The sequence below is a fragment of the Allosphingosinicella sp. genome, assembly GCF_035626655.1.
In the GTDB taxonomy this organism is placed as follows: Bacteria; Pseudomonadota; Alphaproteobacteria; order Sphingomonadales; family Sphingomonadaceae; genus Allosphingosinicella.
In genome coordinates this window covers 503,447-524,700 of record NZ_DASPNF010000010.1, presented here as the reverse complement: position 1 = coordinate 524,700, position 21,254 = coordinate 503,447, and the positions used below count along the sequence as shown (strand labels likewise).

Below are 21,254 nucleotides of genomic sequence, written 5' to 3'. Positions count from 1 at the left end.
TGATTGCAGCCGGGAGGCCCAGCCATGCGCCTTTTGATTGCCGGAATTGTCGTGGGCGTCGCGCTGTTCATCGCCTCGTTCTTCGTGAGAACATGCCGAATTCCGTATCATGTCGTCGATTTCGGCCCGAATTGCCTCATGCCCAGAACCTGGGCAATCGGCTACGCAATCGTTTTCTGGATGATCCTCATCGGCGGCATCATGGCCTGGCGTGCGCGGAACCGCGAGCGCGACTAGCCCTGCAATTCATGCCGGCGCATCGCGTGCCTTAACTGGTCGTAGGTCAGGCTGAGTGCGGTCGCCGCGGCGCGCTGGTTCCAGCGGCAGCGTTCGAGGGCGGCGGTGAGGATCGCCTTCTCATATTCGGCGACGGCCAGCCGGAAGTCGGCGCAATCCTCGGGCCGGTAGCCCGCCGACGGCAGGGCGAAAGCCGGGGCGGCCTCGCCGGCCGCCGGCTGGACCGTCACCGGCTCGCGGCCGGCCCCCTGCCCCGCGAGCGGCCCCCACGGGCTCTCGAACGGATCGAACTGGATGTCCTCGATCGGGCCTTCCAGGCCGGCCCAGCGATAGACGGCGCGCTCGACGACGTTGCGGAGCTCGCGCACATTGCCGGGCCAGTCCCAGGCCTGCAGCTTCGCCATCGCCGCCGCGCTGAAGCCCGGCCAGCCGTCCATCTCGATATCGAGCGCCATCTTGCGGCCGAAGAACTCCGCAAGCACCGGGATGTCGCTCTGCCGGTGGCGCAGCGGCGGCAAGGTGACGACCTCGAAGCTCAGCCGGTCGAGCAGGTCGGCGCGGAACCGGCCTTCCTCGACCAGCCGCGGCAGATGCTCGTTGGTCGCCGCGACGATGCGCACATCGACGGTGAGCGGCCGGCTGGAACCGATCCTTGTAACCTCGCCATATTCAATCGCGCGCAACAGGCGGTCTTGCGCCGGACTCGAGAGGGTGGCGAGCTCATCCAGGAAGAGCGTCCCGCCATTGGCCTCCTCGAACCGACCCGGCCGCGCCTTCGTGGCGCCGGTGAAGGCGCCCGCCTCATGGCCGAACAGCTCCGCCTCGATCAGGGTTTCCGGCAGCGCGGCGCAGTTCATCACGATCAGCGGGCCGTCCCAGCGCGAGGACAGATGGTGCAGGCGCTCCGCGATCAGCTCCTTGCCGGTGCCGCGCTCGCCGATGACGAGCACGGGCCGGTCGAGCGGCGCGGCGCGGCTGGCCCGCTCCACGGCGTCGAGGAAGGAGGTGGACTGGCCGACAAGATGAGTGTTACGCTCCATTCCCACGACTTGGCGCATTTTCCCACCTGTTGGCAAGAAATTAGTGTTTTGCCAGCCTTTTGTGAGACGAGAATCGGCAGATTTCCGCCGTTTTCGCGGGTTGGCATAGCCCCTGCTTAAGAATTGGCATCACCGTCGAATGGGACGGCAAGGGCCGGGCGCCAGGGAGACTGCAGATGTTCAACACCGATCGTTTCGCGCAGGTCGCCACCGCCCTGGTCGGCGCCTTCGTCATTACCACCCTTTCGATCGGGGCCGCGGTCGGCCCGGTTCGCGCGGCCGAGTCCGGCCAGTCGTGGATCGCGTCGGTGCCGCTCGTTGCGCCCAGCGCGGGAGACCGCGCCGGTGCGTAAGCTGAAGCCGGTGAGGATCGAGGTGAAGGCGGGAGAGCTGATGCGCATCTCTGCTCCCCGCGCTAAACCCGATGCGAGGCCGGCCCGGCGCTATGAATCCAGCAAGGAGCTTTTTCCCATGGGCATTTTTTCGCGGACGCGCGATATCGTTGCCGCCAACATCACCGACCTGCTCGACAAGGCCGAAGACCCCGCGAAGATGATCCGCATGATCATCCTCGAAATGGAGGAAACCCTGGTCGAGGTCCGCGCCTCCGCGGCGCGCACGATCGCCGACCAGAAGGAGATGCGGCGCCAGATCACCAAGCTGGAGCGGCTGCAGGACAGCTGGGTCGAGAAGGCCGAGCTCGCCCTCTCCAAGGACCGCGACGACCTCGCCAAGGCCGCGCTCTACGAGAAGCAGAAGGCGGCGGACATGGCCGAGCAATTGCGAGGCGAGATCGAGATCCTGGACGAGGCATTGCGCTCGTCGGAGGCCGACATCGCCAAGCTGCAGAACCGGCTGCGCGAGGCCCGCGCCCGCCAGAATGCGGTGATGACCCGTATGGAAAGCGCGCAGAACCGCTCGCGGCTGCGCGAACTCTATTCGGGGCCGAAGATGGACGAGGCCATGTCGCGCTTCGACACGCTCGAGCGCCATGCCGATCTCGCCGAAGGCCATGCCGAGGCGCTGGGGCTTGGCGCGCCGCCCAAGTCACTCGACGAGGAGATCGCCGAATTGCGCAACGCCGACAAGGTCGATGCCGAGCTTGAGGCGCTCAAGGCCAGCCTCGCCCGCCGTTCGAACGGCGGCGAAGCCAAGACGCAGGACAAATAGGCCATGGATGAGCATTTCTTCATCCCGATCCTCGCGATCAGCGCGATCTTCATCATCCTGCCGTGGCTGGTGTTCCACTACGTCACCAAGTGGAAGGCGCAGGCGACCCTGACCACCGAGGACGAGAATCTGCTCGACGAGCTGCACGAGCTCGCCCGCCGGCTCGACGACCGGATGCGGACGATCGAGCGGATCATCGACGCGGAAAATCCCGGCTGGCGCGGCCTCGGCCAGGATCCGGTCGAGGACTTACTCGAGGACCGGACCGACCGGCTCTATGAAGCCGCCGGACGCAGCAACCGCCCGGCGCGCGCGAGGAGGAAATCATGAACAGCCCGCGCACCAAATTCTACAAGGACAGGCAGAACGCCAAATGGACCGGCGTCTGCGCGGGGATTTCGGACTATACCGGGATCGACGTCACCATCGTCCGCCTCGCCTTCGTGCTGGGCACGGTCTTCACCGGCGGCTCCGGGCTCCTCGCCTACTGGATCATCTCCTGGATGACGCCGGACAAGCCCGGCCGGCTCTACGAGAAGACGCGCGAGGACAAGAAGTTCTGGCAGAACGTCCGCTCCAATCCGCGCCGGGTCGCCCGCGACGTGCGCTCCCGCTTCCGCGAGATCGACCGGCGGCTGGCGGATGTCGAAGCCTATGTGACCAGCTCCAACCACCGGCTCGCGAGCGAGATCGAGCGGCTGCGATGAACGCGGAAGAAGGGGAATAATGCGTGGCAATGGACAAGATCTTCATGTTCGTCAGCATCCTGGTGACGATCATCGCGGTCTCGACGGTCATCCTGACCTGGATCAAGTACCGCGCGCCCAGGCCGGCAGGTGACGACCGGCGCGAGCGGGAATTGCCGGCCAATGAGAATGCGGCGCTGAAGGGCCAGATCGGCCGGCTCGAGGAAAGGCTCGCGGTACTGGAGCGGATCGCCACGGACCCCGCGGAGCGCACGGCCCGCGAAATCGAGCAATTGCGGCACGCCTGAGGGAGCGACAGACATGACCGGCGGACAGTTCTTCGTCATCGCAATCATTGCCATCTCCACCTTTGGCTGGATCGCCTCGAGCTGGATCCGCGCGAGGCACGGCTACCCGCTGGAGAACGAATGGAGCGGCACGAGCCACAAGGGCAATCCGGACGCGGAACGCCGGATCGAGCTGCTGACCGACGAGAATGCGGGCCTCAAGGGCCAGATCGGGCGGCTCGAGGAGCGGATCGCGGTGCTGGAGCGGATCGCCACCGATCCGGCGACGCGGACCGCGCATGAGATCGAGCAATTGCGGAACAGCTGAGCGAAGGGACGATAACGGCAATGAACGACAAGGCGCAACTGATCGGCACGATCCTGCCCTGGGTGGCGGTGATCGTCGCCTTCGGGGTGGTCGGCTGGGTGGTCACCACCTGGATGCGGATCAAGAACGGTTACCCGCTGGACGGGGCCTGGGGCCAGGCGGTCTATCCGAAGAAGAATGAGGAAGTGATCGAGCGGGTGAAACTGGTCAGCCAGGAAAATGCGCAGCTGCGCGCCGAGCTCGGCTCGGTCAAGGACCGGCTCGCCAATGTCGAGCGCATCGTGACCGACGACAGCCACCGGCTGACGCAGGAGATCGAGGCGCTGCGGCTCACGAAGAATTAGGGGGCGGACATGCACGTTGCGTCATGGATCTGGGTGCTGATCCCGATCACCGCGATCGTCTGCGGCGTTTTCGCCGGGGTCGCCAAGCGCTGGATCAGGCTGAAGGAGCGCGAGCTGCGCCTGTCCAGCGAGATGACGGCGGAGAGAGCGGCCCAATATGCGGCGCATACGGAGCGCCTTGAGCAAAGGGTGCGCGTGCTGGAGCGGATCGTCACCGACAAGGGCATCGACCTCGCCGACGAGATCGAGCGCCTGCGCGACGACCGGCCGCACTAGCGCCGGCGGGCCTCGGGAAGGGATAGTGTAATGAGCAGCGGCCACATTACGGCAATCGTCATCGTCTCGATCATCATGTTCGCGAGCGTGCTGCGCGCCGCTCTTGGGGGCGGCCGATACGGCCGGCGCGGCCGGCGCGATCGCGGCGAGACGCTGCCCGCCCGCGACGACAGCGAGACGCTGCGGTTGCGGGAAGAGGTGAAGGTGCTGAAGGAACGGCTTGCCGTGCTGGAGCGGATCACCGTCGAGAAGGAAAACAGCCTGGCGCGCGAGATCGACCAGCTGCGCGACCGCTGAGCGCGGGCCACGAGGAGGAAGCCGGAGCATGAACCCGTTCGAGATGGTCATCGGAATCGTGCTGATCGTGACGATCGGCAGCGTCGTAAGATCGTTGCTCGGCCTCCGTGGGGACCATAAGGGCAATGAATATGCGGTCCACGACCGCGCATCCGACGACCGGCTGGTCGAGGAGATCCGGCGGCTGCGCGACGAGGTGAAGGTGCTGAAGGAGCGTCAGGCCGTGATCGAGCGGATCACCGTCGAGAAGGAGAGCAGCCTCGAGCGCGAGATCGAGCGGCTGCGGGACCAATAGGAGGGAAGGATGGGCGACGGGAGCGACATGACGCTGATCATCGCGGCCTCGCTCGCCGCGTTCAGCTTGCTGAGCTTCGCCTTGCTGCGGGGATGGGAAGGCTGGCTCCGCCTCCGGCGTCTCGAGCTCAGCCAGGCCGACGCCCTGCCCCCACCCTCCGCGGCCAGCCGGCGGCTGGAGCTGATCGACCTCAAGGACCGGGTCAAACGACTCGAGGCGATCGCGGACGGCGTCGACCGCTAGGGCCGGGACCATCGCCCGTCCGCTGCCCCGCTATCTCGCGCTCAGATCGTTCTTCATCGTGCCGGGCCTCGGCATCGGCCTCTATGCGCTGGGCTTCGACGCCTGGCGCTACTTTCGCGGCGCCGACGCGAAGACCTGGCCGGTGGCGACGGGGCGGATCGAGCGCAGCGGCCATCGCGACGTCGAGGGACGGCTCAGTTATTACAACCCCAGGCGGCGCTACGACCCCGCCAATGTCGTGACCCGGGCCGATCCGGTCGTGGATTACAGCTATGTCGTGGCCGGCCGGCGTTACCGGAACGACCGGATCTGGCTGATCGGGAGGGCGCAGCGCTGGGAAAATCCGGCGCAGGTGGCCGCGTTCGTGACCGGTCTGCGGCCCGATGCGCTCCGCATCCTCTACAATCCGCGCGACCCGGCCGATTCGACTCTGTTTCTCTATTCGGACGCCGGGCCCGGCTTCTGGACCAGCCTCGTCACCGTCCCCATCGGCCTCGGCTTCGCCTGGATCGGCTGGTCGATCATGCGCCGCCCGCGCCGCGGCGAGGACATGGCCGGGGGCATTGGCGAAAGCGGGCATGACGCGGGGGATGCGAGGCGCTAAGCGACCCCATGCCCTTCGCTTCCCTCGACGACGTCTATGCCGATTTCGAGCTGCTCGAGGCGGACGACCGCTACCGGCTGCTGATCGATCTCGGCCGAGCACTGGAGCCGATGCCCGAGGCGCTGAAGACCGACGCGACCCTGGTCCGCGGCTGCTCGGCCTCGGTCTGGCTCTATCCGGTGACCCGTGAGGACGGGCGGCTGCACTTCCTCGCCGACTCCAATGCCGCGATCACCAAGGGCATCGTCGCCCTCATCCTGCTCGCCGTGCAGGACCGCCCCGCCGCCGAGATCCTCGCGCAGGATATCGAGGCCGAGCTCGCCCGTTTCGACCTGACCCGGCAGCTCAGCTCCAACCGCACCCAGGGCATCCCCAACATGATCGCACTGATCCGGGAAAGCGCCCGGCGGGTGGCCGCATGAGTTTCGATCCCGCCCGCTTCATGGATTATGCCTCGCGGCACGGCGCCGGGCACGGCGCGGCGATCGGCATCGTCTATCACGACCATGGCCCCGACTGGACCGAGCTGGCCCTGCCCTGGCGCGAGGAGCTGGTCGGCATGCCCGAGGGGCAGATCCTCGCCTCGGGCCCGATCGTCAGCCTGATGGACATGGCAACCAGCCTCGCCGTCTGGACGAAGCTCGGCGCCTTCCGGCCGCAGGCAACCCTGGACCTGCGCGTCGACTATCTGCGCCCCGCCGCGCCCGGCCGGACCGTGATCGGCCGCGGCAGCTGCTACCGCATCACAAGGAGCATCGCCTTCGTCCGCGGCATCGCCCATGATGGCGACCCGGACGATCCGGTGGCGAACGTGACCGGGACCTTCATCGGGACGGAATAGCTTCTTCGAAGGGGGAAATAACATGCGCGCCAAGTTGCTTCTGATCTTCGCCTTCCTGTTCGTGCAGGCGCCGGCCTTCGCCCAGCAGCAGCAGCGCCCTTCCCCGGTCCGCTACAACCAGCCCGTCATCGCCATCACCCATGTCACGCTGGTGGACGGCACCGGCGCCCCCGCCCGGCGCGACCAGAATATCGTCATCCGTGAGGGCCGGATCGCCGCCACGGGCCCGGCGGCGCGTACGCCCGTCCCGGCCGGCGCGACGATCATCGACGGCACCGGCAAGACGGTCATTCCGGGCTTCGTCTTCATGCACGAGCATATGTTCTACCCGTCGGGCGGCGGCCATTTCGCGCCGATGCTTGGCAGCTTCCCGTCGCTCTATCTCGCCATGGGCGTGACCACGGCGCGGACCGGGGGCTCGATCGCACCGCTCAGTGACCTCAGCCTGCGCGACGCGATCGCCGCGGGGACCGCGATCGGCCCCGATCTCGACGTCACCGGTCCCTATGTCGAGGGCGCGGGGCTCGGCATCATGGAGCTCCATGCTTCCGCGACCCCGGACGCCGTCGAGCGCCTGGTCAATTACTGGGCCGACACCGGCGTCACTTCCTACAAGGTCTATATGATGCTGGACCGGGCGCGGCTCCGGCGCACGATCGAGACCGCCCACCGACGCGGCCTCAAGGTCACCGGCCATCTCTGCGCGGTCACCTATCGCGAGGCGGCGGAGATGGGGATCGACAATCTTGAGCATGGCTTCGCCGCGATGACCGACTTCGTCGCCGGCAAGCAGCCGGACGTCTGCCCGGTGCAGCAGGCCTTCAACCTGCTCGCCAATGTCGATCCGGACTCGCCCCGCGTCCGCGACCTGATCGCCTATCTGGTCGCACGGCGGGTCGCGATCACCTCGACCCTCGTGGTGTTCGAGGATATGGTTCCGGGCCGCCAGCGGCTCGGCGAGGCCGCGCGGGCCGTGCTGAACGCCGACGCGCTCCGCGACTACGACAGGGTCCACCGGGCGATCGACGCCGCCCCGCCCGGAATCATGGGCCAGGCCGAGTTCGCCAGGGCGATGCGGCTGGAGCGGATGTTCGTCGAGGCGGGCGGGCTGCTCATCGCCGGCACCGACCCGACGGGCGCCGGCGGCGCCCTGCCCGGCTTCGCCAGCATCCGGCAGATCCAGCTGCTCGTCGAGGCCGGTTTCCCGTTCGAGCAAGCGGTGCGGATCGGCTCGCTGAACGGGGCCCGCTATCTGGGACGGGAGCGCGACATCGGCTCGGTTGAGGCCGGCAAGCGCGCCGACCTGATCCTCGTCGACGGCGATCCGGTCCGCGACCCGGCGGCGCTCGCCCGGATCGAGACCGTGTTCAAGGCTGGCGTCGGCTACGACCGGCAGGCGCTGCTGGCCACGGCGCGCGGGCTGGTGGGGTACAGGTAGCTCCTCCCGTGCCGGGGGAGGAACTAGACCTTCCGCTCTTCCGCCGTCCTGAGCACCTCATAGGCCGCCTGGACGGCCTGGAAGCGGGCGGCGGCTTCCCTGTCGCCGGGCTTGAGGTCCGGGTGGTTGGCCTTGGCGAGGCGGCGCCAGGCCGCGCGCACCGCCTCGAAATCGGCCTCTGCGTCCAGCTCCAGCACGTCCAGCGCGCGCATCTCGTCGCGGCTGCGGGTGCCGTCGCCGGGGCCGCCCCAGCCATAATGGGAGGCGCTGGCGAAGGCGTCGGCACCCTGCTTCTCGTTCGCCTCGCGGGCCGCGGCTTCCTCCGCGGTGAGCCCCTCGAAATAATTCCAGTTGCGATTGTATTCGGCGGCGTGGGCCTGGCAGAAATACCAGCGCTCGCGGCTGTTCGGCGATTTGGGGGCGGGCCTGTCGCCCGGCTCGTCGCAGCCATGGCGATCGCACAGGCGCACGGCCTCGGCCTCGCGCGAGGAGCCGTAGGCGCGCCAGCGGGGAAAGCCCCAGTCGTTCGATCTTTTTGCCTTCGCCATAGAGTCGCCCAGAATAGACGGGGCGGCGGGTGTGCGCCACCTCGCCGCCGCCTGTTCCCACACAAAAATCGCCAGAGGGCCTGTAAGCCGGGTTCTGTCCACCCCGGACCGTGATCCGGGGATGGGCGACCATTCCTCTAGGACCGCGTTTGCACGCGGCCTCAAGCAACCAACCCGGGCGACGAGCCGGAACAGGCCCCTGTGCCGCCCCTATTCGGTCTTGCTCCCGGTGGGGTTTGCCGTGCCGCCGCCGTTACCGGAGGCGCGGTGGGCTCTTACCCCACCCTTTCGACCTTACCGCGCCGAAGCGCGGCGGATTGTTTTCTGTGGCACTTTCCCTGACCCCGGCCTGCGCCGGGGCCGCCGGGCATTACCCGGCACCGTCGTTCCGCGGAGCCCGGACTTTCCTCCCCTCGCTTGCGCGAGCGGCGGCCGCCCGGCCCTCTGGCGGATGGGATATAGCGGCTGGATACCGAAAAAGTAAGGCCGGTCGAGGCCGGTCGGAAAGCAGCGATTTTATTGGAAGCTCCCATTGTCGAGTACGCCTGCAGTGGCTTTGTCGACCTCGAAAAATGATAGCCCGCCGATTCCGCCGTCTCGAAGACGATACCACACGCGCCACCGATCGCCCCGATCCTCAGTGGTGACGATTACGTCCCGACGCGCCCGTGGATAATGTTCTTCTCGATAGAGATTTGCGACCCGAATCGCTTCCTCAGCTGTCGCGGCGCTCGTCGGCCGCTGCTGGCAGCCAGTGAGAATCAAGACGAGTTAGGAAGATGGCTCGCAAGCCAGACCTCATTCGTTGTGCAGACGACCTCGCTCAACTCCCATGGCCAGTGCGAACATTGGGATTTTCGCTCAATCATCCCCCTGCGGCCGGGGCAGCAGCAAGGCCAGCAGGATCGCCCGGCATTCGCCGTCGATCGTCCCATCCACCAGCTCGGGCCGGAAGCGGCGCTGGAATGCGACGGTGGCGGCAAGCGGGTCGGTGACGTCATAGCCGAACCGCTCCAGCGCGAGCAGGAAGCCGCTGTCGGTCCAGTTCGGGTCCATCAGGTTGCGGGTCGGGCGCGGCAAGGCGAGGCGGTGGCGCGCGAGCCGCGCCCAGGGGAAGAGCTCGCCCGGATCCTGCTTGCGCGTCGGCGCGATGTCGGAATGGCCGACGACATTGCCGCGGCTGACATTGTAGCGCTGCTTGATCTCCGCCAGCAGCGGGATCAGCGCGTCGATCTGCGCGTCCGGAAAGGCGCGATAGCCGAATTCGTGGCCCGGATTGACGATCTCGATGCCGACACTGTGATCGTTGATCCCGGTCATGCCGCGCCAGTAGGAGCGGCCGGCATGCCAGGCGCGCTTGTCCTCGGGCACGAGGCGCAGGATCTGCCCGTCCTCGGCGATCACATAATGGGAGGAGACCCGCGCCTCCGGATCGCGGAGCCGGGCGATGGCCGACGCTGCGTCCTCCATGCCGGTATAATGGAGCACGATCACCGAGATCGGCTGGGTACGCTCGTCCTGATTGGGCGACGGAGCCTCGATGATCCCTTCCATGCCGCCCTTACCGCGCGAAAGCGGCTTCGCGTCAAGGCGCTATGCGACCTTCGCCTGTCCCTGCGCCGCGGGCACCGGGACGTAGAGGCCGCGGCAGTCGGCGTCGGAGACGAAGCGGTCGGTCTGGCCGAGCACGGTTTCGCCGGCGCCGAGCATCAGCGCGCCGTCGGGCGCGATCGCCTCGGCCATCCGGTTGAAGGCCAGGCGGCGCATCTCCGGCGCGAAATAGAGCAGGAGGTTGCGGCAGAGGATGACGTCGAAGCGGCCCGGCGCGGGCGGCTTGTCGGTGATGTTGCGCGCCTCGAAGCGGACCTGGCGGCGAAGCGCCTCCGAGATCCGCCAGTCGCCGCCGCCGAGTTCGTCGAAATGGCGGATCATCTGCATCACCGGCAGGCCGCGCTGCACCTCGAACTGCGAATAGGTGCCCGAGCGGGCGCGCTCGATCGCGGCCTTGGAGAGGTCGGTGCCGACGATCTCGATCTGCCAGCCGGACCAGCGCAGTTTCTCGTCGGCGAAGCTCATCGCCAGCGAATAGGCTTCCTGGCCCGACGAGCAGCCGGCGCACCAGATGGAGAGCTTCTTGTGGGCGGCCCGCGCCTTTTCCAGCCGCTTCACCGGCCCCGCCATCAACAGGTCGAAGGGGAGCTTGTCGCGGAAGAAATAGGTCTCGTTGTTGAGCAGGGCCTCGATCACCGCGTCCTGCAGCCCGGCATCGGCGCGGGCGACGAGGCGGGAGACGAGCTGGTCGACGCTGTCATAACCGCGCTCGCGCATGATCGTGGCCAAAGCCGTCTCGATCCGCCAGCGCCGGTTCATCGCCAGCTGCTGGCCGGTCTTCGCCTCGAGCAGGCTCGCCAGGATGCGGCGCGAGGTTTCGCTCACCTCCATGCCGAAGAATCCCTTTGAACGACCTCCGCGCGCTGGCTGACGCGGCGGGCAAGCTCGGCCGGCGGCAGCACGGCCGAGGCCAGGCCGGCTTCGGCGACCGCGCGCGGCATGCCCCAGATCGCGGCGCTGTGCCGGTCCTGGGCGAGGATCGCGCCGCCCTGCTCGACGAGCTGGCGGGCGCCGTGCGCGCCGTCGCGGCCCATGCCGCTGAGCAGGACGCCGACGGCATCGCGGCCATAGGCGCTGGCGACCGAGGCGAACATCGGGTCGCAGGAGGGCAGGCAGCCGGACTGGGCGCGCCGCCGCTCGAGCCGCACGCGCACCTCCGCCCCGTTCCGCACCACGCAGAGATGGGCGTCGCCCGGGGCGACATGGATATGCTCGGCGACGAGCAGGGCGCCGTCCTCGGCCACCCGGGCGATCCGGCCCGAGGCGCTTTCGAGCTGGCGGGCGAAATGCGGCATGAAGATCGCGGGCAGATGCTGGGTGACCAGAATCGGCGCGCCGATCCGCTCGGGCAGCGCGCGCAGGAAGGCGAACAGAGCGTGCAGGCCGCCGGTCGAGGCGCCGAGCGCGACGCAGCCGAGCTCGCCCTCGCCCATGTCGCGCAGGGTGATCGGCATGTCGGCCTCGTCCGCGGCCGGCGCATGGTCGGGCTCGACCCGGCCGATGCGGCGCAGCCGGTCGGCGAGGATCTCGGCGAAGCGGCCGGCGAAATTGCCGATCCCGGGCTTGGACAGAGCGTCGGCGGCGCCCAGAGCGAGGGCGCGGACGCTGGTCTCGGCGCCATGCTCGGCCATGGAGGAGACGATCAGGACGCGGGCGCCCTGGCCGGCGCGGACGATATCCGGCAGCGCCTCGAGCCCCGAGGCGCCCGGCATCTCGACGTCGAGGATGATGATGTCGACGCTGACCGATTTCAGCGCGTCCAGCGCCTCGTCGGCATTGCCGGCCGTGGCGACGATCTCGAACTCGTCATGCACGGCCACCATGCGCGAGAGGACGGCGCGCGCCACCTCGCTGTCGTCGACGATCATCAGACGAATGGGCGGTGCGGCAGGCCCGTCGAGCCGCCGCCGCGCAAGTGCAGTGGCTGAGCTCACGCGACGCCGACGATCTGCAGCTTGGAGTGAAGCGTGTCGCGGTCGAACGGCTTCATCACATATTCGTCCGCGCCGGCGTCGATCGCCGCGCGGATATGGGCGATGTCATTCTCTGTCGTGCAGAAGACGACCTTGGGCTGACAGGCATAATCGTTCTGGCGGAGCGCCCGCAGGAACTCCATGCCGCTCATCACGGGCATGTTCCAGTCGAGCAGGATCACGTCCGGAAGGCTGGCCTCGACGCGGTCGAGCGCCTGGCGGCCGTCCTCGGCCTCGTCGACCGAAAAATCGAGCGTTTCCAGGATGTGACGGGCGACCTTCCGGATCACCTTGCTGTCATCGACAATCAGGCAACTGCGCATTTCTTCCCCCAGCTACTCGCCGCAAAACGCTCAACACGTTGAGTTTAACGGCAAGAGGTAAGCACAAGTTTAAGGCCGCGCTCGTAGCTACGCGGCCCTCGCCGGCGGACCGGCGATGAGTTGGTGCGGATCGATGAGCAGAAACAGCTCCTCCTCCGCCTCGATCATGCCCAGCGAAACCCGGTCCCAGCCCGCGCCGAGCGGTGCCTTGGCGGGGACGGGCGCCGCGGAGGCCTCGATCACGTCCTCCACCTCCTCGACGAGCAGGGCATAGGTATGGCCGCCCGACGGGACGACGATCGCGTCCTGGGTGCAGCCCTCGGTCCGGCCGGCCTCGAGCGCGGCCAGGCCGTCGATGACGGTGAGCACGCGGCTCCTGAGCGCCGACAGGCCCGCGACGTGCGGCAAGGCCCGCGGTGCCGGGCTCAGGCCCTCCAGCTCGACCACCGCTTCCACATCGGCGGCGGGAAAGGCGACGCGGCGGCCGGCGAGGCGGGCGATCAGCAGCAGCTCAGCCATTCCGACCCCCCTTGGCGGCGGCCAGTGCGCCGATCAGGGCGGCGCGGTCGTAGCGGTAGATGCCGGCCTCCCCTTCCACGGCGGCGCGCAGGCGCACGACGTTGGCGTCCTCCGGGACCTCCTGGTCCTCCAGCGCGATCAGGATGTCGACCGGATCGCCGGCGCGGGCGATGCGGTAGCCGAGGCTCTCGATCAGCGGACGCAGCATGTTGTCGACCCAGGGATCGCCCTGCGGCAGCGCGCAGACGGGCGGCGCCTGATCAGCCGCCGCATCGGCGTGGAGCGCGAACAGCCAGTGCGGGTCGAGCAGTTCGACGGTGGCGCCGTCGACGAGGAAGGCGCCGGCAATCTCGCCGGGCGCCGGCGCGCTCTGCAGGTCGAGCGCGAGCGCGCGGATGTCGACGACCTCGGCGAAGCCATAGGCGATTTCGGTATGGCCGTCGGTGAGCCTGAGGATGCGGAGCTTTTCGGTCGCCGGCGCGGCACTGCAGCCGCAGAGCGGCAGGATCCGGCCGTCCAGCGCGATACGAAGCTTGCCGGCGCTGAACCCGATCGCCGCGACCGGAACGTCCTCGATCCGCTCGACCAGCCCGACCGGCACCGCGCGGCGGCCGCCGTCGAGGGTCCGGAACAGCAGCAGGGTCGTCTCCCGGGCCAGCTCCTGCTTCTGCTCCTCCTGGGCCGTCAGCCGGCGCTCGAGCTCGACCTCGCCGAAATCCACGCCGGCGCATTTCGCCATGCCCGACGGATCGAGCAGGAGGATCGGCCGGCCGTCATCGGCGAGCGTGGTGCCGGCATAGAGGCCGGCGGCCATCACGGCCGGGGCCGCGGGCTTCACCACCAGCTCCTCATGGTCGTGCACGGCATCGACAAGCAGGGCGTAGACGTCGCCGCCGGCGGGCTTGAGCAGGATGATGCGTCGTTCCTCGCGCGGGACCGCACTCTCGACGCCGAGCAATTCGGGCAGGCCGAGCAGGGGTACGCGGCGCCCGCGCACGGTCGCAACCTCGGCCTCGCCGACCTGGTCGATGCGGACCGCGTCGCCATTGACCCTGAGGATCTCGTCGATCGCCGAGCGCGGGATGGCGAAGCACTGACGGTTCACGCTGACCGTGAGCGCGGGAATGATGGTCAGGGTCAGGGGCACGCGGATGGCGAGCTTCACGCCCTGGTGGAGGCGCGAGTCGATGTCGACGACGCCGCCGATCCGCTCGATATTGGCGCGGACCACGTCCATGCCGACGCCGCGCCCGGAAATGGCGGTGACCTCGCCTGCGGTAGAGAGGCCAGGCGAAAAGACCAAAGCCTGCTTCTGCGCCAGCGACAGCTTGCCCGCCTGCTCGGCCGTCAGCAGGCCGACCGCCCGCGCCTTCTGGACGAGCGCCTCGCCGTCGATGCCGCGGCCGTCGTCGGTGACCTCGATGATGATCTGGTTGCCGGCCTGGCGGGCGGCGACCTTGAGCGAACCCTGGCGCGGCTTGCCGGCCGCCTCGCGGGCCTCCGGCGCCTCGATGCCGTGATCGATCGCGTTGCGGACGATATGGGTGAGCGGATCGCGGATCATCTCGATCATCTCGCGGTCCATCTCGACGTCGCCGCCGTCGGCCTGCAGGCGGACCTGCTTGCCGAGATCGGCCGCGAGATCGCGCACGAGCCGCGGCAGGCCGGCATAGAGGCTGTCGATCCGCTGCATGCGGGTGCGGGTGATCGCATCGCGAATCTCGGCGATGCACTGGGAGACCCGGTCGAACGCGGCCTCGATGGCGACGTCGCGCGGCATGTCGCGCAGGCGGCGGGCGAGTTCGTTGCGCGCCAGCACCGCGTCGGAGACGCCGCTCATCATCCGGTCGAGCAGGTCGACGGACAGGCGAATCGAGCGCACCGCTTTCCTGGTTTCGGTTTCGGCGGCAACGGGCACCTCGGGCTGGAGCGCGGGCACGGCGGTTTCAGGCGAGAGCGCGGCGATCAGCTGCTCGTCATCCTCGCTGCCCAGGGATTCCCCGGATTCGAGCGCCTGGACGAGTTCGCCAATCCGGTCGATCACGGCGAGCACGGCGTTGACCAGCGCGCGGTCGGCGGGCCGCCTGCCCTCGCGCACCTCGGCCAGCGCGCCCTCGGCGGCATGGGAAAGCTGCTGCAGGCGAGGCAGATCGAAGAAGCCCGAATTGCCCTTCACCGTGTGGACGAAGCGGAAAATCTCGTCGAGGCGCGCGCGGTCGTCCGGCGCCGCCTCCCAGGCGACGATCGCGCCAGACAGGGCCTGCGCCATGTCGCGCGTCTCGGCGATGAAATCGTTGATCAGCTCGTCCATGCGGGCTGAGCTTATGAAGAGGCTTGGTAAAGAAGGGGTTTACCGCTCCCGGCGGTATTTCCCGTCCACGACCCGGCTCGCGGCCTCCCGCAGGCCCTGGCCGATGATCTTCTTCCACCCGCCGCCGAGAATGCGGCTGACCATCCAGCCGCGCAGGCCCGTGAAGCCGCTCTGCTCCATGACCAGGCGGGTGTTCCCACCCTCCGCGGCCAAGCTGTAGACGACCACCGTGTCGATGCCGCCGCCCTTCCAGCTGTAGGCGAGCCGGCGCGGCGGCTCCAGCTCCAGCACCTCGCACTGGACGATGCCGTCAAAGCCTGGCGCAGGCTTGGTGGTGAAGGTGAAGAGATGGCCGACGCGCGGCTCGAAATCATTGGGCATCAGCCAGTCCCCGATCGCCTCGCGGTCGGTCAGCGCCGCCCACACCTGCTCGGCGGTATAAGGATAGAGCGCCTCGAATCTAAGCGTCCGTGCCATGCTTTTCCCTCAAAAGGCGGCCGAGATTGTCGAACCGCGTCGTCCAGAACTCGACATGCTGCTCGAGCCAGTCGGCGACGTGACGTAGCGGCTCCGGGTCGAGCGCATAAATCTGATTGCGCCCGTTCCGGCGCTGGGTGACCAGGCCCGCATCCTTCAGCACCTTCAGATGCTGGGAGACGGCCGGCTGGGTCATCTCGAAATGAGCGGTCAACGCCGACACCGGCTGCGCCTCCTCGCTCAGCATCGTCAGCAGCGCGCGGCGGGTCGGGTCGGCCAGTGCCCGGAACACCTCGTTGGTCGCCTGCTCGTCCATACACATAAGAATACACTTATGCTTGACGAACGCAACACATAAGTTATGCCTTATGCATCGATTCGTTGAATGGAGGATGAGATGCGGTTCAAGACGGTGACGCTCGGCGTCCTTTTCGCGGCCGGTGCGGCCCATGCCCAGGCGCCTGCCGCCGCGTCCGATGCGTTGCTCGGCCCGATGGCCGGGGATTTGCGCAACCGGATCGGCCATTGGTGCGTCGAGGCGCGCCTGCAGCTGACCCCACAGGCGCGGCCGGTCACGGTCCGCGCGGCCGTCGAAAGCCGGCTAATCGGCGGACGCTGGCTGGTGACCGAGATGCGGGGACCAGGCTTCGAAGGCGTCGGCCTCAACGGCTACGACCCGGCGACGCGGCGCTATACCGGCTATTGGGCAGACGGCACGCGCGGCTTCACCGTCCCCGTGGACGGCGAATATGACAGCGCCGCCCGAATCTTCCGGACCCATTCGGTCGAGCGCCGTGCGAATGGGGAGAGCGTCGTGGTCCACTCGGAAACCCGCCGCGACGGTCCGGACGGCGAGGTCACCACCTTCACAACAACAGACGCGCAGGGCCGCCCCTATGAACGCATGGTGATGCGGTACCGGCGGGCGCGGCAAGGCACGGATTGCCTGGCCGGCAATCCCCGAATGTAGACTGACTCTGCGGAGAAAGCGCCTGGTCTGGACGGGGCCGGCCTGTTCCACTAATAACTGACCGGTCAGTTATTAGGAGCGCGAGTCGTGCACCAGCCGAAATGGCGGAGGCGCAAGGAGGCTCGGCCGGGCGATATCGTCGCCGCGGCGCTGGCGGTGTTCGCCGAGAAGGGCTTTGCCGGCGCGCGAATCGAGGAAATCGCCAGGCGCGCCGGAGTCTCCAAGGGCACGGTCTATCTCTATTTCGAGACCAAGGGGGACCTCTTCCGCGCGGTCGTCCACGACGCCATCATTCCCAATATCGACGAGATCGGCGCGATGGCGCTGGCCATGGACCTGCCCTTCGCCGAGGTCCTGAGGACGTTGCTGCCGCGCTTTGCCGGGCTGGTCACGACGCGGCCGATCGGCGCGGTGGTGAAGATGGTCGTCGGCGAATCGCGCAACTTTCCGGAATTGGCCCGCGTCTGGCACGACGAGGTGATTGCCAAGGGGGTCGCCCTGATCTCCGGCCTGATCCTCCGCGGCCAGGAGCGCGGCGAGGTTCGCCCCGGCGATCCCCGCACCTATGCCTTCTCGATCATGGGCCCGATGCTGATCGGGGTGCTCTGGCGCGAAACCTTCACGCCGCTCGGCGCCGCGTCGATCGATCTTCAGGCAGTGGCGCGCCAGCATGTCGAGACGGTGCTTGCAGGGCTGCTGGCCGAGGGAGAGAAGACATGAAGCGGCCACTGCTCGTCGTCCTTGTCCTGGCCGGCATCGCCCTTCTGCTCCTCGCCTGGCGGCTGCTCGCCCCGCAATTCCGCGAGGCGCCGACCTGGTCGGGCTATATCGAGGGCGAGAGCCTCTATCTCTCGGCGGCGACCTCGGGCCGCGTCACCGACCTCGCCGTCCGCCGCGGCCAGCGCGTAGCGGCGGGAACGCGGCTCTTCCTGATCGAGCCAGACCAGCAGGCCTCACAGGTCCAGCAGGCCACGGCCGAGCTCGAGGCGGCCCGCGCCCAGGCGGAAGATGCACGGCTCGGCCAGCGCCCGCCCGAAGTCGCCATCCTGGAAGCGGACCGGGATTCGGCCGAGGCGGCGGCGCGCGAGGCTAGGATCGCGCTGAACCGGGCCGAGCAGCTCGTGCGGCGCGGAATCTATGCCCGGGTCCGCCTCGACGAGGCGCGCGCCGCGTATCAGAGCGCCGCCTCGCGACTGGATGCGGCGCGGCGGCGGATCGAGGTCGCCCAGCTGGGCCAGCGCCAGGACCAGATCCGCGCCGCCGATGCCCGCGTCGCCTCCGCAGCGGCACGCGTGTCCGAGACCGGAGCGCGACTGCGCACACTCTCGCCGATCGCGCCGTCCGCCGGCAGGATCGAGGAGGTCTTCTACCAGCGCGGCGAATGGGCGGCAGCGAACCAGCCGGTGGTCGCGCTGATTCCCGACGACCGGGTGTTCGTCCGCTTCTTCGTGCCCGAGGTCGCGGTCGCCGCCTACCGCCCGGGCACGCGCATCCGCTTCCGCTGCGACGGCTGCCCCGACGGGCTGGCAGCGACGATCTCCTATGTCAGCCCGCGCCCCGAATTCACGCCGCCGATCATCTACAGCCGGGAATCGCGCGACCGCCTCGTCTTCATGGTCGAGGCGCGGCCCGACAATGGCGCCCGGCTCGTGCCCGGCCTGCCGGTCGACGTCTATCCGCTCGGGGAACGGCGATGACCGCCGCCATCGCGGTCGAGGGGCTCAACAAGTCGTTCGGCGGCCGCCGCGTCGTGCGGGATTTCTCGATCGAGGTCGGCGAGGGCCGGATCACCGGCTTTCTCGGCCCGAACGGCTCCGGCAAGACCACCACCCTGCGCATGCTCTGCGGCCTGCTCACGCCCGACAGCGGGCACGGCACCGCGCTTGGCTACGACATCCTCACGGAGAGTGACGAGATCAAGCGGCGCACCGGCTACATGACGCAGCGTTTCTCGCTCTACGAGGACCTGACCGTCGAGGAAAATCTCCAGTTCGCCGCCCGCATCCACGAACTGGACCGGCGGGCGGAGCGGGTCGAGGCGGCGCTCGAGCAGCTCGGCCTCGCCGAGCGCCGCCGCCAGCTCGCCGGCACGCTCTCGGGCGGCTGGAAGCAGCGCCTCGCCCTCGCGGTCGCGACCCTGCACGAGCCCAGCCTGCTGCTGCTCGACGAGCCGACTGCGGGCGTCGACCCGCAGGCGCGGCGCGATTTCTGGGACGAGATCCACGCGCTCGCTGCCAAGGGCCTCACCGTGCTCGTCTCGACCCATTATATGGACGAGGCCGAGCGCTGCCACGACATCGCCTATATCGCTTATGGCAAATTGCTGGCGCGGGGCACCGCCGAGGAGGTGATCGGGGCGGCGAGGCTTTCCACCTGGCGCGGCGAGGGACCGGGGATCGACCGCCTCTCTCACGACCTGCTCAAGGACCCCGCGGTGGAGATGGCGGCGCCATTCGGGCTCGCCTTGCACGTCAGCGGCAGCGACGCCGCCGCGCTCGACCGGGCGCTGGCCCCCTATCGCAGGCCCCCCTTCCGCTGGACGCCCACCGAGCCGACCCTAGAGGACGTGTTCATCCACCTGATGAGCGGCGTCGAGGACAATTTCCGGTGAAGCCGCGCAGCAGCGGCCGGGGCTTCTCCGCGGCGCGGATGACGGCCGTGCTGGTCAAGGAGTTCATCCAGCTGACCCGCGACCGGCTGACCTATGCCCTGATCCTCGCCGTGCCGGTGATCCAGATGCTGCTCTTCGGCTATGCGATCAATTCCGACCCCCGCCATTTGCCGACGGCTCTGCTCGTGCAGGAGAACAGCGTCTATGCGCGCTCGGTCGTCTCCAGCCTCGCGAACAGCTCCTATTTCGACATCGTCCGCCAGGCGCGCACGCCCCAAGAGCTCGACCAGCTGGTGCGCACCGGCGAGGTCCAGTTCGCGATCACCATCCCCGGCGACTTCACCCGCCGCGTCGTCCGCCGCGACCGCGCCCAGATCCTCGTCGAGGCGGACGCCACCGACCCCACCGCCACCGGCAGCGCCCTCGCCGCCATCTCCCGCCTGCCGCAGGAAGCGTTGTCGCACGATCTCGCCGGTGCCGTCGCCCGGCCGGCCGATCCCGCCGCGCCGTTCGAGGTCGTGGTCCACCGCCGCTACAATCCGGACAACATCACCGCCTACAATATCGTCCCCGGCCTGCTCGGCATCGTCCTCACCCTGACGCTGGTGATGATGACCGCGATCGGCATGACCCGCGAGCAGGAGCGCGGGACGATGGAGAGCCTGCTCGCGACCCCGGTCCAGCCGCTCGAGGTGATGGTCGGGAAGCTCGCACCCTTCGTCATCGTCGGGATCGTGCAGACGGCGGTGATCCTGCTGATGGCGCGACTGCTGTTCGGGGTGCCCATGGCAGGCGGCTGGCCGGGGCTCACCCTCGGCACCATCCTGTTCATCATCGGCTCGCTCGGGCTCGGCTTCCTGATCTCGACATTGACCCGCACCCAGCTGCAGGCGATGCAGCTCTCGGTCTTCTACCTGCTCCCCTCGATCCTGCTCTCGGGCTTCATGTTCCCGTTCCGCGGCATGCCCGACTGGGCGCAATGGCTGGGGACGATGCTGCCGGTCACCCATTTCCTGAGGATCGTGCGCGGCGCCCTGCTCAAGGACCAGAGCTTCGCCGACATGGGGCCGAGCCTGCTCGCGCTCGGCATCTTCGTCTGCGCCGTCGCGGCGCTCGCCATGGCGCGCTACCGCACCACCCTGGACTAGACCCTGGGGACTAAGCGGGGAGCGAAGCCCCGATGATCAGCATGCCGTCCTCGCCGTCGGCGACCTGAAGCTGGCCGCCTCCCTCGCGGACGAGCTCATGGGCGAGCCAGGCGGCGGCGGCGCGCGGCGCCACCTCGTCCTCCTGCATGTCGCCGGTCAGCACCTTCTTGAGCTCGGGATCGAGGACGATGCGTGTGCCCTCGGCGCGGACGACGATATCGAGCCCGTGCTCGCTCTTCTCGGCGCCGACGTCGAGGCTGCCGCCCCTGACCAGGGCGTCGCCCGCGATCAGCACGAGGTTCAGCAGCACCTTCAGCGCCGCCTTGCTCATCGTCGGCTCGTCGACCATCCAGCCGAGCCGGATGCGGCCGTCGCCGCCGAACAGCCCCTCGATCGCCGCCCGCGCCTCGCGCGTGTCGACGACGTCGGCGAAGCCCCCGGCGGCGCCGAAGGCGAGCCGGAAGAATTTCAGCTTGTTCGCCGAGGCCCGCGCGCTCTCCGCCAGCAGATCGAGACAGCGCGCCCGCATCTCCGGATCATGCTCGTCGGCCAGCAATTCGATGCCGTTGTTGAGCGCGCCGACGGGGGAAAGGAGGTCGTGGCAGAGCCGGGAGCAAAGCAGGCTGGCGAATTCGTGCGATTTCATGCGCGGCTGAGCCCCATGGCCGTGGTTTGAC

32 protein-coding genes and 1 other RNA gene are annotated in these 21,254 nt (G+C 68.5%); 21 read left to right on the top strand and 12 right to left on the bottom strand.

What is annotated here, in order from left to right; all coding sequences use genetic code 11:
* Positions 1-24: 24 nt before the first annotated feature.
* Entirely contained in the window at positions 25-237 is a 213-nt protein-coding gene (locus VEC11_RS11120; RefSeq protein ID WP_464131135.1) for a hypothetical protein, read from the top strand.
* Here the strand turns inward: VEC11_RS11120 and pspF are convergent.
* Positions 234-1,277 (bottom strand): phage shock protein operon transcriptional activator, encoded by a 1,044-nt coding sequence (gene pspF, locus VEC11_RS11115; RefSeq protein ID WP_464131133.1) that lies wholly within the window; start codon positions 1,275-1,277, stop codon positions 234-236. The two genes, VEC11_RS11120 and pspF, sit on opposite strands and share 4 nt — an antisense overlap.
* Before the next feature lie 176 nt (positions 1,278-1,453).
* On the opposite strand from pspF, the gene VEC11_RS11110 reads away from it, so the two are divergent.
* The 15 genes from VEC11_RS11110 to VEC11_RS11040 all read left to right on the top strand — a co-directional run bounded on the left by VEC11_RS11110 (position 1,454) and on the right by VEC11_RS11040 (position 8,086).
* A complete protein-coding gene (locus tag VEC11_RS11110) occupies positions 1,454-1,630 on the top strand; it encodes a hypothetical protein (RefSeq protein WP_464131131.1) in 177 nt (58 codons plus the stop codon).
* Between the two features lie 118 nt (positions 1,631-1,748).
* On the top strand, positions 1,749-2,447 hold the full coding sequence (pspA, locus tag VEC11_RS11105) for a phage shock protein PspA (RefSeq protein ID WP_464131222.1): 699 nt from the start codon (positions 1,749-1,751) through the stop codon (positions 2,445-2,447).
* 3 nt (positions 2,448-2,450) lie between these two features.
* Positions 2,451-2,777: an envelope stress response membrane protein PspB gene (gene pspB, locus VEC11_RS11100; RefSeq protein WP_464131129.1), complete on the top strand. Its 327-nt coding sequence runs from the start codon at positions 2,451-2,453 to the stop codon at positions 2,775-2,777.
* Positions 2,774-3,154, top strand: a complete 381-nt coding sequence (gene pspC, locus VEC11_RS11095) for an envelope stress response membrane protein PspC (protein WP_464131127.1) — start codon at positions 2,774-2,776, stop codon at positions 3,152-3,154. Before pspB ends, pspC begins: the two co-directional genes overlap by 4 nt.
* A gap of 29 nt (positions 3,155-3,183) precedes the next feature.
* A complete protein-coding gene (locus VEC11_RS11090; protein WP_464131125.1) occupies positions 3,184-3,441 on the top strand; it encodes a hypothetical protein in 258 nt (85 codons plus the stop codon).
* A 13-nt stretch (positions 3,442-3,454) separates the two neighbouring features.
* Positions 3,455-3,748, top strand: coding sequence for a hypothetical protein (locus VEC11_RS11085; RefSeq protein ID WP_464131123.1), 294 nt, complete (start codon positions 3,455-3,457; stop codon positions 3,746-3,748).
* 20 nt (positions 3,749-3,768) lie between these two features.
* Positions 3,769-4,092, top strand: a complete 324-nt coding sequence (locus tag VEC11_RS11080) for a hypothetical protein (RefSeq protein WP_464131121.1) — start codon at positions 3,769-3,771, stop codon at positions 4,090-4,092.
* 9 nt (positions 4,093-4,101) lie between these two features.
* Positions 4,102-4,368 (top strand): hypothetical protein, encoded by a 267-nt coding sequence (locus VEC11_RS11075; RefSeq protein ID WP_464131120.1) that lies wholly within the window; start codon positions 4,102-4,104, stop codon positions 4,366-4,368.
* A gap of 30 nt (positions 4,369-4,398) precedes the next feature.
* Positions 4,399-4,665 (top strand): hypothetical protein, encoded by a 267-nt coding sequence (locus VEC11_RS11070; protein WP_464131118.1) that lies wholly within the window; start codon positions 4,399-4,401, stop codon positions 4,663-4,665.
* Positions 4,666-4,693: 28 nt separating this feature from the next.
* Positions 4,694-4,960, top strand: coding sequence for a hypothetical protein (locus tag VEC11_RS11065; RefSeq protein WP_464131116.1), 267 nt, complete (start codon positions 4,694-4,696; stop codon positions 4,958-4,960).
* A gap of 9 nt (positions 4,961-4,969) precedes the next feature.
* The gene (locus VEC11_RS11060) at positions 4,970-5,203 is read left to right on the top strand and encodes a hypothetical protein (RefSeq protein ID WP_464131114.1); all 234 of its coding nucleotides are present in this window, start codon (positions 4,970-4,972) and stop codon (positions 5,201-5,203) included.
* Positions 5,204-5,261: 58 nt separating this feature from the next.
* Entirely contained in the window at positions 5,262-5,807 is a 546-nt protein-coding gene (locus tag VEC11_RS11055) for a DUF3592 domain-containing protein (protein ID WP_464131112.1), read from the top strand.
* Positions 5,808-5,815: 8 nt separating this feature from the next.
* Positions 5,816-6,229 carry a SufE family protein gene (locus tag VEC11_RS11050; protein WP_464131110.1) on the top strand — a complete coding sequence of 138 codons (414 nt, stop codon included), beginning with the start codon at positions 5,816-5,818 and terminating at the stop codon, positions 6,227-6,229.
* Positions 6,226-6,648 (top strand): PaaI family thioesterase, encoded by a 423-nt coding sequence (locus VEC11_RS11045; protein WP_464131108.1) that lies wholly within the window; start codon positions 6,226-6,228, stop codon positions 6,646-6,648. Before VEC11_RS11050 ends, VEC11_RS11045 begins: the two co-directional genes overlap by 4 nt.
* A gap of 22 nt (positions 6,649-6,670) precedes the next feature.
* On the top strand, positions 6,671-8,086 hold the full coding sequence (locus VEC11_RS11040; protein WP_464131106.1) for an amidohydrolase family protein: 1,416 nt from the start codon (positions 6,671-6,673) through the stop codon (positions 8,084-8,086).
* A gap of 23 nt (positions 8,087-8,109) precedes the next feature.
* On the opposite strand, the gene VEC11_RS11035 is transcribed toward VEC11_RS11040, so the two are convergent.
* The 10 genes from VEC11_RS11035 to VEC11_RS10990 all read right to left on the bottom strand — a co-directional run bounded on the left by VEC11_RS11035 (position 8,110) and on the right by VEC11_RS10990 (position 16,164).
* Positions 8,110-8,634 carry a J domain-containing protein gene (locus tag VEC11_RS11035; RefSeq protein ID WP_464131104.1) on the bottom strand — a complete coding sequence of 175 codons (525 nt, stop codon included), beginning with the start codon at positions 8,632-8,634 and terminating at the stop codon, positions 8,110-8,112.
* Between the two features lie 67 nt (positions 8,635-8,701).
* Positions 8,702-9,082, bottom strand: an RNA gene (gene rnpB, locus VEC11_RS11030) — RNase P RNA component class A.
* A 413-nt stretch (positions 9,083-9,495) separates the two neighbouring features.
* Positions 9,496-10,188, bottom strand: a complete 693-nt coding sequence (locus VEC11_RS11025; protein ID WP_464131102.1) for an N-acetylmuramoyl-L-alanine amidase — start codon at positions 10,186-10,188, stop codon at positions 9,496-9,498.
* Between the two features lie 39 nt (positions 10,189-10,227).
* Positions 10,228-11,076 (bottom strand): CheR family methyltransferase, encoded by an 849-nt coding sequence (locus VEC11_RS11020; RefSeq protein WP_464131100.1) that lies wholly within the window; start codon positions 11,074-11,076, stop codon positions 10,228-10,230.
* Positions 11,067-12,179 (bottom strand): chemotaxis-specific protein-glutamate methyltransferase CheB, encoded by a 1,113-nt coding sequence (gene cheB / locus VEC11_RS11015; protein WP_464131098.1) that lies wholly within the window; start codon positions 12,177-12,179, stop codon positions 11,067-11,069. Before cheB ends, VEC11_RS11020 begins: the two co-directional genes overlap by 10 nt.
* Positions 12,176-12,541: a response regulator gene (locus VEC11_RS11010; RefSeq protein ID WP_464131096.1), complete on the bottom strand. Its 366-nt coding sequence runs from the start codon at positions 12,539-12,541 to the stop codon at positions 12,176-12,178. Before VEC11_RS11010 ends, cheB begins: the two co-directional genes overlap by 4 nt.
* Positions 12,542-12,628: 87 nt before the next feature.
* Positions 12,629-13,060, bottom strand: coding sequence for a chemotaxis protein CheW (locus VEC11_RS11005; protein ID WP_464131094.1), 432 nt, complete (start codon positions 13,058-13,060; stop codon positions 12,629-12,631).
* Positions 13,053-15,371: a chemotaxis protein CheA gene (locus VEC11_RS11000; protein WP_464131092.1), complete on the bottom strand. Its 2,319-nt coding sequence runs from the start codon at positions 15,369-15,371 to the stop codon at positions 13,053-13,055. Before VEC11_RS11000 ends, VEC11_RS11005 begins: the two co-directional genes overlap by 8 nt.
* A gap of 39 nt (positions 15,372-15,410) precedes the next feature.
* Entirely contained in the window at positions 15,411-15,848 is a 438-nt protein-coding gene (locus VEC11_RS10995) for an SRPBCC family protein (protein ID WP_464131088.1), read from the bottom strand.
* Positions 15,832-16,164: an ArsR/SmtB family transcription factor gene (locus VEC11_RS10990; protein ID WP_464131085.1), complete on the bottom strand. Its 333-nt coding sequence runs from the start codon at positions 16,162-16,164 to the stop codon at positions 15,832-15,834. Before VEC11_RS10990 ends, VEC11_RS10995 begins: the two co-directional genes overlap by 17 nt.
* A gap of 81 nt (positions 16,165-16,245) precedes the next feature.
* Here VEC11_RS10990 and VEC11_RS10985 point away from each other — a divergent pair, with 81 nt between their 5' ends.
* The 5 genes from VEC11_RS10985 to VEC11_RS10965 all read left to right on the top strand — a co-directional run bounded on the left by VEC11_RS10985 (position 16,246) and on the right by VEC11_RS10965 (position 20,577).
* Positions 16,246-16,818, top strand: a complete 573-nt coding sequence (locus VEC11_RS10985; protein WP_464131080.1) for a DUF1579 family protein — start codon at positions 16,246-16,248, stop codon at positions 16,816-16,818.
* A gap of 87 nt (positions 16,819-16,905) precedes the next feature.
* Positions 16,906-17,538: a TetR/AcrR family transcriptional regulator gene (locus tag VEC11_RS10980; RefSeq protein ID WP_464131078.1), complete on the top strand. Its 633-nt coding sequence runs from the start codon at positions 16,906-16,908 to the stop codon at positions 17,536-17,538.
* Complete coding sequence (locus tag VEC11_RS10975) at positions 17,535-18,515, top strand: HlyD family secretion protein (protein WP_464131074.1); 981 nt, start codon at positions 17,535-17,537, stop codon at positions 18,513-18,515. The genes VEC11_RS10980 and VEC11_RS10975 overlap by 4 nt, the downstream gene beginning before the upstream one ends.
* Entirely contained in the window at positions 18,512-19,429 is a 918-nt protein-coding gene (locus VEC11_RS10970) for an ABC transporter ATP-binding protein (protein ID WP_464131070.1), read from the top strand. The genes VEC11_RS10975 and VEC11_RS10970 overlap by 4 nt, the downstream gene beginning before the upstream one ends.
* A complete protein-coding gene (locus tag VEC11_RS10965) occupies positions 19,426-20,577 on the top strand; it encodes an ABC transporter permease (RefSeq protein ID WP_464131068.1) in 1,152 nt (383 codons plus the stop codon). Before VEC11_RS10970 ends, VEC11_RS10965 begins: the two co-directional genes overlap by 4 nt.
* A gap of 10 nt (positions 20,578-20,587) precedes the next feature.
* On the opposite strand, the gene VEC11_RS10960 is transcribed toward VEC11_RS10965, so the two are convergent.
* Positions 20,588-21,223: a histidine phosphotransferase family protein gene (locus tag VEC11_RS10960; RefSeq protein ID WP_464131066.1), complete on the bottom strand. Its 636-nt coding sequence runs from the start codon at positions 21,221-21,223 to the stop codon at positions 20,588-20,590.
* Positions 21,224-21,254: the final 31 nt, after the last annotated feature.